This window comes from Mesorhizobium sp. B1-1-5 (genome assembly GCF_006443065.1).
In the GTDB taxonomy this organism is placed as follows: Bacteria; Pseudomonadota; Alphaproteobacteria; order Rhizobiales; family Rhizobiaceae; genus Mesorhizobium.
The window spans coordinates 99636-109595 of the sequence record NZ_VFWS01000007.1 but is presented as its reverse complement, the minus strand read 5'-3'; the positions used below and the strand labels follow the sequence as shown (position 1 = coordinate 109595).

The following is a 9960-nucleotide window of genomic DNA, read 5'->3' as shown; positions in this document are numbered from 1 at the left end:
CAGTGAAAGCATCATGAACAGCCTCGATCTCCCTCGCCGCCCCGAAGAAACCCGCGTCGTCGTCGCGATGTCGGGTGGTGTCGATTCCTCGGTGGTTGCCGGCATCCTCAGGCGCGAAGGCTATGACGTCGTCGGTGTGACGCTGCAGCTTTACGACCATGGCGCGGCCACCCATCGTGCCGGCTCCTGCTGTGCCGGACAGGATATCGATGATGCGCGTCGCGTCTCGGAGACGCTCGGCATCCCACATTACGTGCTCGACTACGAGGAACGTTTCCGCAAGGCGGTCATCGATCCCTTCGCCGAAAGCTATGTCGCCGGCGAGACCCCCATCCCTTGCGTGTCCTGCAACCAGACTGTGAAGTTTGCCGATCTTTTGGCGACTGCCCAGGATCTCGGCGCCGACGCCTTGGCCACCGGCCATTACATTCGTTCGCGCGCCAATGGCGCGCATCGTGCGCTTTACCGGCCGGTCGACGCCGACCGCGACCAGAGCTATTTCCTGTTTGCCACCACGCAGGCGCAGATCGATTATCTGCGCTTTCCGCTCGGCGGCCTGTCGAAGCCGCAGGTCCGCGCCATTGCCGAGGAAATGGGCCTGACCGTCGCCGCCAAGCAGGACAGCCAGGACATTTGCTTCGTGCCGCAGGGCAAGTATTCCGACATCATCGCCAGGCTGAAGCCGGCCGCCGCCAACCCTGGCGACATCGTCCATATCGACGGCCGCGTGCTCGGCCGCCATGAAGGCATCCTGCGCTATACGATCGGCCAGCGCCGCGGCATCGGCATCGCCTCTGGCGAGCCGCTCTATGTCGTCCACCTCGACGCCGATCGGGCGCGCGTTATCGTCGGCCCGCGCGAGGCGCTGGAGACGCACAAGATCTATCTGCGCAACATGAACTGGCTGGGCGACGGACTGTTGTCGGATGTTCCGGCCGGCGGTATCGAGCTCTTTGCCAAGGTCCGCTCGACCAGGCCGCCGCGTCCGGCCGTGCTGCATCACCGCGACGGCGTGACCTCTGTCGAGCTGGCCGACGGCGAGTCGGGCATCGCGCCGGGGCAGGCCTGCGTGCTCTATTCAGACGACGGCAACGAGGCGCGCGTCTTCGGCGGCGGCTTCATCGAGCGCTCCGAGCGCGGCGCCGAGGCCGAGGCCATGCTGTCCCGGCTTGCCGCCAGGCCGGCGCAAATCCCGGCCGAGTGACCTAGCTCGCCTTTCCACCAATTTCGTTGAAGGTCAGATCCTCGCCGCAGGTGCATTGAGATTCAGGTCAGGCCGGCATCACCTGAATATCAACGTGCCTCAGGCGGACGATCCTGTATGGATCACCGTGCCGGCGGTCAGGATGCGCAGCACTCTTATCGCTTCCTCGCCGTCGGTGCGCGGTTCGGCGCGCGTCTCGATGCATTGCATGAAATGGGCAAGCTCGCGCGTCAGCGGCATGCCCTCGCCGACGGCCACATAGGCAGGCTCGTTGGCGGTGAAGGCCCACTGGCCGCTGTCCTGCCACACCGCGTGGCGGTAGACGGCAAGCTTGCGCTCCCAGGGCTCGACGTCGTCGAACACCGCCATCGCCTTGGTGCCGACGACCGTCAGCCGCCGCTCGCGATAGGGATTGAGTCGCGAGGCGAAGAGATGGCTGCGCAATCCATTCGGGAAGCGCATATGCAGATGCGCGAAGTCGCTGAGATTGTCGAGGAGTGCTGCCCCCTCGCCCCTCACTTCGATCGGCTCGGTGCCGGTGATGGCGAGGATCATCGACAAATCGTGCGGCGCCAGGTCCCAGAGAGCGTCATTCTCGGTATGAAACTTGCCAAGGCCGAGCCGGTGCGAATGGATATATCGCACCTCGCCGAGCTCGCCATTGTCGATCAGCGCCTTGAGCGTCTCGAATGCGGGATGAAAGCGCAACACATGGCCGACCATGAAGACGCGGCCATTGTCCTTTGCCGCCTTCACCGCGCGCTCGGCGTCGGCGACCGTCAGCGCGATCGGCTTTTCCACCAGCACGTCCTTGCCGCTTTCGACGGCCTGCACCGCGGTGTCGGCATGGAATTGCGGCGGCAGCGCCATGACGATGGCGTCGATGTCGTTACGCTCGAACAGCCTGTCCGGCTCGATTGCCAGGCAATCCTGCTCGCTGGCGAAACCTTCGGCGCGGGCGCGGTTGGCGTCGGAAACGGCATGGAGCGCGCCAAGCGCCTTGAGGGTGCGAATATGGTTGCTTCCCCAGTATCCGCAACCGAGGACGGCGATGCGCGGCTTCATTCGCTCAAACTCTAGAATTTCATGGCCGAGACATAACGACGTGCCCCGACGAACTCAACCCCGGGGCAGACCCTGAGTGTCTGTCCGGCAAAGCTTTTCTGGGATGAGATCATGACGGCCGGATTATGCCTGCATGTCGGCCGCTTCGAAGCTTGACAGGCCGACCCTCCCAACCTTATATCCGCGCGACCTCGGCGAACGCCTTGAAACAACCCATCCGTCCAGGACGGTTTTTCGGGCCATTTGCCACCCTGGCGGGGTAGCTCAGTTGGTTAGAGCACGGGAATCATAATCCTGGGGTCGGGGGTTCAAGTCCCTCTCCCGCTACCAGCCTTTCACTAGCCGTTGATTTCACTAGTAAAAATTGGCCGTCAAGGCCAAACTGGCCGCAACGCAGAGATTAGCTAAGTCTTTGATTTTGCGTTGTTCAGCGAAAGCCGACCCTTCAAGGGACGCGCTTTTGATTCACATCGTCTCCCAAAACCGCTGCGCACCTTTGGGCGACATGCATCAGCTTGGGCAGAAAGCCGAATGCAGCGCCTCGATAACAGTCAGCACTTCCGGCCTGGTGATGCGGTAATAGACGGTCGTCCCTTCGCGACGGGCTTCGACCAGCCCATCGGCCCTGAGCCGCATAAGCTGTTGCGACATCGGCACCTGGTCGATGTCGAGAAGTTCTCGCAATTCGGCCACCGAGCGCTCCTCGTTGCCGAGTGCGCATAGCACGAGCAAACGCTGTGGATGGGACAGGCTCCGAAGCAGCTCGGCCGCCCTGCCTGAGGCCGGGATCAAATCTCTTACATTCATGTTCTTGAATTTATAATCTTTGAATGTTACATGCAAGCTTGCCATTCGGGCTCTTCGACGCCGTCACCTTACAATTGCGTCGCCCCGTTTGGAAATTGAGCCCGATCAACGCGGAACGCGACTTTCCCGCGCAGGATGCCACGAAGATCGAACCAACGGGAGGGTATCATGTCCCACATCGTCGTCCTCGGAGCAGGTCTCGGCGGCACGATCATGGCATACGAAATGCGCGAAAAGCTGCGCCGAGATGACCGGCTGACCGTCGTCACGCTCGGCACGTCTTATTCCTTTGTGCCCTCCAATCCCTGGGTGGCCGTCGGCTGGCGGATGCGCGATGACGTCACCGTCGATCTGGTGGATATCTTCAAGCGTCGCGGCATCGCGCTGCGCCACGAGGGCGCGAAGAAGGTGCTTCCGAAGGAAAACCGCGTCGAACTCAATGACGGCTCCCTCGTCGACTACGACTATTTGATCATCGCGACCGGCCCCGACCTTGCCTTCGACGAAGTGCCGGGTCTCGGACCTGCCGACCATACCCAATCCATTTGCCACATCGATCATGCCGTCGCCACGCGGGCGAGGTTCGACGAATTGGTCCGCAAGCCCGGCCCGATAGTCGTGGGCGCGGTCCAGGGCGCGTCCTGCTACGGTCCGGCTTACGAATTCGCCTTCATCCTCGACACCGCGCTGCGCAAGGCCAAGGTGCGCGACCGCGTGCCGATGACCTTCGTCACGCCGGAGCCCTATATTGGCCATCTCGGCCTTGACGGCGTCGGCGATACCAAGGGCCTGCTCGAGAGCGCCATGCGCGATCGCCACATCAAGTGGGTCACCAACGCCAAGGTGACCTCGGTCGACGCCGGTGTCATGCATGTCGAGGAAGTCGACGACGACGGTGCGACCAAGGCCAAGCATGACCTGCCCTTCGCCTTGTCGATGATGCTGCCGGCGTTCCGGGGTGTCGACGCCGTCAAGGGCATTGAAGGCCTCGTCAATCCGCGCGGCTTCGTCACCATCGACAAACATCAGCGCAACCAGGCTTTTCCGAATGTCTTCGCGATCGGCGTCTGTGTGGCCATTCCGCCGGTCGGCAAGACGCCGCTTCCCGTGGGCGTGCCGAAGACGGGCTTCATGATCGAATCCATGGTCACGGCCACCGCCGAGAACATCGGCGCGCTTCTGCGCGGCGAGGAACCGAGGGCCGTCGCGACATGGAATGCGGTCTGCCTCGCCGATTTCGGCGATGAAGGCATAGCCTTTGTCGCGCAGCCGCAGATCCCTCCCCGCAACGTCAACTGGTCTTCACAGGGCAAGTGGGTGCACGCGGCGAAGGTCGGGTTCGAGAAATACTTCCTCCACAAGGTGCGACAAGGAAAGAGCGAGACCTTCTATGAGGGGCTGGCGCTCGACGTTCTCGGCATCAAGAAACTCAAGGCCATCCACATCGAGCCGGCCGAATAGGCACGGCGGTATCCAGGAGAAAAAGGATCATGACGATAGACAGGGCAGTTCTCATGTTCGCAGGCTTCATGGTGCTGATATCGCTCGCGCTCGGCATCTATTATTCGCCCTACTGGTTCCTGCTGACCGCATTCGCCGGGCTCAACATGATGCAGGCCTCTGTCACGGGTTTCTGCCCGGCGGCGATGGTCTTCAAGAAGCTCGGCTGCAAGTCGGGCGTGGCGTTCAAATAGCGGCACGTCATCGAGCAATTGGCCGCTAGCAGGAAGGCGGCTCAGTCGCCTCCCGGCCCGTTTCAATCGACGAGAGAAGCGTAATGAGAACCATACGATCGGCCCTCGCGAACATTGTTCTGATCGGCGCCGCCGGCCTTGTCGCGGTCGATGCACGTGCCGCCGATTTCATAGTCAAGGCCGCGGCCATCACCGAGATGAAGGCTGTGTATGGACAAGTGGAGAGCCGCACCATCCTGCCGGCCAGGGCGAGGATCTCGGGAACCGTCGCCTCCATCCGCGTCTCGGAGGGCGTCCAGGTAAGCAAGGGCGACGTGATCGCCACGGTTGTCGACGACAAGCTCGCCTTGCAACTCAGAGCCGCCGACGCCAAGATCGCGGCGCTGAATTCGCAACTCGATAGTGCCCGTACCGATCTGCAACGCGCGCAGGACCTGCTCGCCAAGGGTGCCGCCGCCCAAAGCCGGGTCGACGCCGCGAAGACGCAATTCGATGTCGTCACGAACCAGCTGGCGGCTGCGATTGCGGAGAAGGCGGTCATCGAGCAAAGCACCAGGGAAGGCGATATCCTGGCTCCGGCCGATGGCCGGGTGCTGACCGTGCCGGTCGCCACCGGCTCGGTGATCATGGCGGGCGAACCTGCGGCACGGGTGGCGTCGGGCCAGTACTATCTGCGACTGTCCTTGCCGGAGCGGCATGCCGTCGAAATAACGGAAGGCGCCCGCGTCGACATCGGCGAACGCGGCACGGGTACCAATGCCGGCTTCGTCAAGGCTAGCGAGGGGCGGATCGCCAAGATCTACCCCGAGATCGAGAATGGCCGCGTGATTGCCGACGTCGAAGTCGTCGATATCGGGACCTATTTCGTCAATGAGCGCACGCTCGTTTCTATACCGGTTGCCAAACGGATCATGCTGGGCGTTCCGCCCGAGGCACTCAGGACCGTCCACGGCATAGACTACGTCACGATCGAGACGGCGGACGGCCCGCTCGAGGCCGCGGTCGTGTTGGGCGGGAAATTCCAGGACGCCGGCCAGCCGCGCGTCGAAATCCTGAGTGGTCTTGCCGATGGCGACAAGGTCGTCCTGCCATGAAACTCGGCATCGCCGGCTGGCTTACCCGTTCCTTCATCGCATCGCCGCTGACGCCTCTGTTCCTGCTGGCCGCGCTGGCGCTTGGGCTTGTGGCCTTGGTCACGTTGCCGCGCGAGGAGGAGCCGCAGATCTCCGTGCCCATGGTCGACATCCACGTGTCCGCCAACGGCCTGAAGGCCGAGGATGCCGTCAAGCTCGTGACCGAGCCGCTGGAGACGATCATCAAGGGCATAGACGGCGTGGAGCACGTCTATTCCCAAACCATGGACGACGGCGCGCTGGTGACCGCGCGCTTCAAGGTCGGCACCAGCTCTGACGCCGCGATCTTGCGTGTCCACGACAAGGTCCGCGCCAACATGGATCGTATCCCTGTCGGGATTCCGGAGCCGCTGATCGTCGGGCGCGGCATAGATGACGTCGCCATAGTGGTGGTGACGCTGACGCCGGCGCCGCAAGCGGCGTCACGCTACGCTTCGGCGGACCTGACGCGTCTTGCGCATGAGCTGCAGGTCGAGGCCGCAAAGCTTCCCGACATCGGCCTCACCTACATAGTCGGGGAGCAGCCGGAAGAGATCCAGGTCGAGCCGGATCCGGAAAAGCTTTCGCTATATGGCATCACGCTGCAGCAGGTGACGAGCAAGATCGCGGGCGCCAACCGGTCTTTCCAAATCGGCACAGTGCGCGACCAGGGCAATCAGCGTGTGCTGGTGGCCGGCCAGACGCTGCAGGCTTTGTCCGACATCGGTAACCTGCTGCTGACGGCTCGCGACGGCCGGCCGGTCTATATCCGCGACGTGGCCAGTGTCGTGCTCGCGACGTCGCCGGCGGAAAACCGCGTCACCAACATCGTCAAGTCCGACACCGGTCTCGAGCGGACGCCGGCCGTGTCGGTTGCGATCGCGAAGCGACCAGGCACCAATGCGGTCGTCATCGCCGATACGATCGTCAAGCGCCTCGAGCAGGTGCGCGGCCAGGTCTTCCCGAAGGACGTGGAGATGCGCGTGACGCGCAACTACGGCGAGACGGCCAATGAGAAGGCCAACGAGTTGCTCTTCCATCTGGGGCTGGCGACCGTCTCCATCGTTCTCTTGGTCGCCGTCGCCATCGGCTGGCGGGAAGCTCTGGTGGTCGCCGTCGTGATACCCACGACGATCCTGCTGACCATGTTTGCATCGCGCATCATGGGCTACACGCTGAACCGCGTCAGCCTGTTTGCGCTGATCTTCTCCATCGGCATTCTCGTCGATGACGCGATCGTGATCATCGAGAACATCGCGCGCCACTGGGCGATGAACGATGGACGTTCGCGCACCCAGGCGGCGATCGACGCGGTCGCCGAGGTCGGCAATCCCACCATCGTGGCGACGCTGACCGTGGTGGCCGCGCTGCTTCCGATGCTGTTCGTCTCCGGCCTCATGGGTCCCTATATGAGCCCGATTCCGGCCAATGCCTCGGCGGCGATGCTTTTCTCCTTCTTCGTCGCGGTGATGCTGACGCCGTGGCTGATGCTGAAGTTCGGCGGAAAAACCGGCGCGCATGGCCATGCCGGCAGCGCGCATGGCGGCGTGCTGGGGCGGGTCTACATCGCGGTGGCGCGGCCGATCTTGAAGTCGCGCCTCCGGGCATGGACCTTCCTTCTGGTCGTGGGTATCGCCACGATTGGGTCCATGGCGCTGATCTACACCAAGCACGTAACGGTCAAGCTTCTGCCCTTCGACAACAAGACCGAACTCCAGATCGTGGCGGACCTGCCCCGGGGCTCGTCGGTCGAGGACACCAACCGGCTGCTGCAGGCAGCCGTGAACCGGCTGGCCTCGGTGCCGGAAGTGGTTTCGTTCCAGACCTACGCAGGCGCCTCCGCGCCTTTCAATTTCAACGGCCTGGTGCGCCACTACTACCTGCGATCGAGCCCCGAACAGGGCGACATCGCCGTCAACCTGCTTCCCAAGGGCGACCGCAACCGGGCCAGTCATGCCATTGCGCTCGACTTGCGCGATCGCTTGAAGGGAATGGCGATTCCGGCGGGCACGGTGCTGAAGGTGGTGGAGCCGCCGCCGGGGCCGCCGGTGCTCGGCACGTTGCTGGGCGAAATCTACGGCCCGGATGCCGAGACCCGCCGCGCGGTCGCAGCCAAGGTTCGCGAGACCTTCGCAAGCATCCCGTTCATCGTCGACATCGACGACAGCTTCCACAACCAGCCGGAACGGCTCCGGCTTTCGATCGACCAGGACAACCTGGAATATTACAAGGTCGAGCAGGCGGACGTGTACGACACGCTGAGCTATCTCTACGGCGGGACCACGGTCGGCTACTCGCACCGAGGCGGCGGACGCCTGCCGATCCCGATCCGCATCGCCTTGTCCAAGACAAACGGCGTGGTCGATCAGCGCGCCCTGGCAACGCCGGTGGCCGCAAACGCGCTGCCCGGCGCGCGCGATGTTGTCGAGCTTGGCGACGTCGTGCGGGTGAGCCGGGAGCCAGCCTCCTACCCGATCTTCCGCCACAACGGGCGCCCCGCCGAGATGGTGATCGGCGAACTGGCCGGCGCGTTCGAGGCGCCGGTCTATGGCATGCTCGCCGTGGACGATGCGATTGCCAAGGCGGACTGGGGCAACGTCCCAAAGCCGGCCATCGCGCTGCACGGCCAGCCGGACGACGAATCCAAACCCACTCTGTTGTGGGACGGCGAATGGGAGGTGACCTGGGTGACGTTCCGCGACATGGGAGCCGCCTTCATGGTGGCTATCCTCGGCATCTATATCCTGGTCGTCGCGCAGTTCGGATCATTCAAGCTGCCGCTGGTCATCCTGACCCCGATCCCGCTGACACTGATCGGCATCATGCTCGGCCACTGGGCCTTCGCCGCGCCCTTCACGGCAACCTCGATGATCGGCTTCATAGCGCTAGCCGGCATCATCGTGCGCAACTCGATCCTGCTGGTGGATTTCATCCGGCACGCCAGGGGGACCGACGGACCGCTCGTCGGTGTGCTGCTCAAGGCCGGCGCGATCCGCTTCAAGCCGATCCTGCTCACCGCGCTCGCGGCGATGATCGGCGCCGCGGTGATCCTGACCGATCCGATTTTCCAGGGCCTCGCCATATCCCTACTGTTCGGCCTTGCCTCCTCGACGCTGCTGACCGTGCTTGTCATCCCGGCGATCTATGTGGCGCTGCGCGGTGGCCCGCCCGCCGATGCTGGATACAGCGAAGCTGTTGCAGCACCGCTGACTGAGTATCCCGAGCCAGCAAACCGTTAGCAGAGCGTTTCACTGAAACGGCGAACCGCTCTATTTCTTTGTCCTGATGCGATTCCGGACGCAAAACGGTTTCATACTTTTCTTGGAATTTGCTCTAGCTGTGGCGGAACTCGCCGGAGACGCCGAACGCTATCAAGATCGCCGCCAAGACAATCAAAACCGATGGGCCTCCCGTCAAATTGACAATGGCTGCCCAAACACCCACGGCTCCGCCGGCAACGATGGAGCGCAGAATGATGTCAAGCCATTTCGGCACCGGCCGTTCTCCCATCCTGGGATTGGTTGGGGTCAAGCATCAAGCTATCGTGGAGCAGACGGTCCACGGCCGCAAACCGGTCGGACGAAAGATGAGACAGTTCGATTTCTCGGGCGAGATCGGCTGCAAATTCGCGGAACGCCGTGAGATTGATGGCGGGAACACCGATCAGCACCGGCACGGAAAGTTCCAGCGCCTTGGCGATCAAGCCCCTGAAGCCACCGCCTTCGACCTCGGTCTTGCCGAATTTGCAGAGAACCAGAAGATCGGTCTTGCCGGACAACCCTGCCCCGGCGGCTTCGCAGGCGCGGAGCAGGCTGTCGGTATTCAGAACGCAGCCTCGGGCATGGGGACCCCGATCGTCGGATATGCCGTGAAGCTTACCCGAAGCGAGATCCCGCAGATGCATGTCGCATTTCACCCGATCAGGCCTCTTTTCGCTTAGCTGAACAAGGCCGGCCAATCGCATCTCCCGCTCGGCCATGGCGGCAGTTGTTTCCTGCAGGAATGCCTCGAACTCCGTGCCGTCTGAATAGACGATCGCGGTGATGGGGCAGTCAGGACGAACGCCCTGCATCGGAAT

The 9960-nt window shown here is 63.0% G+C and carries 8 protein-coding genes and 1 tRNA gene; 6 read left to right on the top strand and 3 right to left on the bottom strand.

Going from position 1 to position 9960, the window contains the following annotated elements:
* Nucleotides 1-13 precede the first annotated feature (13 nt).
* A complete protein-coding gene (gene mnmA, locus FJ980_RS05040; RefSeq protein WP_140541835.1) occupies nt 14-1204 on the top strand; it encodes a tRNA 2-thiouridine(34) synthase MnmA in 1191 nt (396 codons plus the stop codon).
* 99 nt (nt 1205-1303) lie between these two features.
* Here the strand turns inward: mnmA and FJ980_RS05035 are convergent, their stop codons facing one another.
* Nucleotides 1304-2269, bottom strand: a complete 966-nt coding sequence (locus FJ980_RS05035; protein WP_140541834.1) for a Gfo/Idh/MocA family oxidoreductase — start codon at nt 2267-2269, stop codon at nt 1304-1306.
* Nucleotides 2270-2522: 253 nt separating this feature from the next.
* Here FJ980_RS05035 and FJ980_RS05030 point away from each other — a divergent pair.
* Nucleotides 2523-2599 (top strand) — tRNA-Met (locus tag FJ980_RS05030).
* Between the two features lie 180 nt (nt 2600-2779).
* On the opposite strand, the gene FJ980_RS05025 is transcribed toward FJ980_RS05030, so the two are convergent.
* Nucleotides 2780-3076: a metalloregulator ArsR/SmtB family transcription factor gene (locus FJ980_RS05025; protein WP_140541845.1), complete on the bottom strand. Its 297-nt coding sequence runs from the start codon at nt 3074-3076 to the stop codon at nt 2780-2782.
* Between the two features lie 168 nt (nt 3077-3244).
* On the opposite strand from FJ980_RS05025, the gene FJ980_RS05020 reads away from it, so the two are divergent.
* The 4 genes from FJ980_RS05020 to FJ980_RS05005 all read left to right on the top strand — a co-directional run bounded on the left by FJ980_RS05020 (nt 3245) and on the right by FJ980_RS05005 (nt 9121).
* Nucleotides 3245-4537, top strand: coding sequence for an FAD/NAD(P)-binding oxidoreductase (locus tag FJ980_RS05020; RefSeq protein WP_140541833.1), 1293 nt, complete (start codon nt 3245-3247; stop codon nt 4535-4537).
* Between the two features lie 29 nt (nt 4538-4566).
* Entirely contained in the window at nt 4567-4770 is a 204-nt protein-coding gene (locus FJ980_RS05015) for a DUF2892 domain-containing protein (RefSeq protein ID WP_140541832.1), read from the top strand.
* Nucleotides 4771-4853: 83 nt separating this feature from the next.
* Nucleotides 4854-5864 carry an efflux RND transporter periplasmic adaptor subunit gene (locus tag FJ980_RS05010; RefSeq protein WP_140541831.1) on the top strand — a complete coding sequence of 337 codons (1011 nt, stop codon included), beginning with the start codon at nt 4854-4856 and terminating at the stop codon, nt 5862-5864.
* Nucleotides 5861-9121: an efflux RND transporter permease subunit gene (locus FJ980_RS05005; protein WP_140541830.1), complete on the top strand. Its 3261-nt coding sequence runs from the start codon at nt 5861-5863 to the stop codon at nt 9119-9121. Before FJ980_RS05010 ends, FJ980_RS05005 begins: the two co-directional genes overlap by 4 nt.
* A gap of 239 nt (nt 9122-9360) precedes the next feature.
* On the opposite strand, the gene FJ980_RS05000 is transcribed toward FJ980_RS05005, so the two are convergent.
* A complete protein-coding gene (locus FJ980_RS05000) occupies nt 9361-9954 on the bottom strand; it encodes a DUF2478 domain-containing protein (RefSeq protein ID WP_181181106.1) in 594 nt (197 codons plus the stop codon).
* Nucleotides 9955-9960: the final 6 nt, after the last annotated feature.

Bases quoted from the DNA above. Each gene is read 5' to 3' on its own strand.
- mnmA (WP_140541835.1), top strand. From the start codon at position 14: ATGAACAGCCTCGATCTCCCTCGCCGCCCCGAAGAAACCCGCGTCGTC.
- FJ980_RS05035 (WP_140541834.1), bottom strand. From the start codon at position 2,269: ATGAAGCCGCGCATCGCCGTCCTCGGTTGCGGATACTGGGGAAGCAAC.
- FJ980_RS05025 (WP_140541845.1), bottom strand. From the start codon at position 3,076: ATGAATGTAAGAGATTTGATCCCGGCCTCAGGCAGGGCGGCCGAGCTG.
- FJ980_RS05020 (WP_140541833.1), top strand. From the start codon at position 3,245: ATGTCCCACATCGTCGTCCTCGGAGCAGGTCTCGGCGGCACGATCATG.
- FJ980_RS05015 (WP_140541832.1), top strand. From the start codon at position 4,567: ATGACGATAGACAGGGCAGTTCTCATGTTCGCAGGCTTCATGGTGCTG.
- FJ980_RS05010 (WP_140541831.1), top strand. From the start codon at position 4,854: ATGAGAACCATACGATCGGCCCTCGCGAACATTGTTCTGATCGGCGCC.
- FJ980_RS05005 (WP_140541830.1), top strand. From the start codon at position 5,861: ATGAAACTCGGCATCGCCGGCTGGCTTACCCGTTCCTTCATCGCATCG.
- FJ980_RS05000 (WP_181181106.1), bottom strand. From the start codon at position 9,954: ATGCAGGGCGTTCGTCCTGACTGCCCCATCACCGCGATCGTCTATTCA.